1 pseudogene is annotated in these 264 nt (G+C 66.3%); it reads left to right on the forward strand.

Annotated features, from left to right (window positions below):
* Positions 1-264, forward strand: a pseudogene (locus tag SB751_RS31660) (hypothetical protein); the annotation flags it as partial.

Consider the following 264-nt stretch of genomic DNA (forward strand, 5'->3'; position numbering starts at 1 on the left):
TCGGAACGCCTCAACACGGGCGCCGATGGGATCGATGAAGGCGCGGCGAAAGGGCGGCAGCTCGCGCAGGGCGGCGAGCTCGAAACGCTGCGCCAGCTCAAGAATCTGCAAGGCGAAATCGGCGACAAGATTCTGCCCGCCTATAACGCGGCGCTCGGCGTCACGGCCAGCGCGACGGCGAAGGTAGTCGGATTCATGAAAGAGCACGGCACGGCCGCGCGCGTGATCCTGATCGCACTCGCGGCGCTCGCTGCGATTCTCGTC

It is taken from the genome of Cupriavidus sp. SIMBA_020 (assembly GCF_046535395.1).
GTDB lineage: Bacteria > Pseudomonadota > Gammaproteobacteria > Burkholderiales > Burkholderiaceae > Cupriavidus > Cupriavidus campinensis.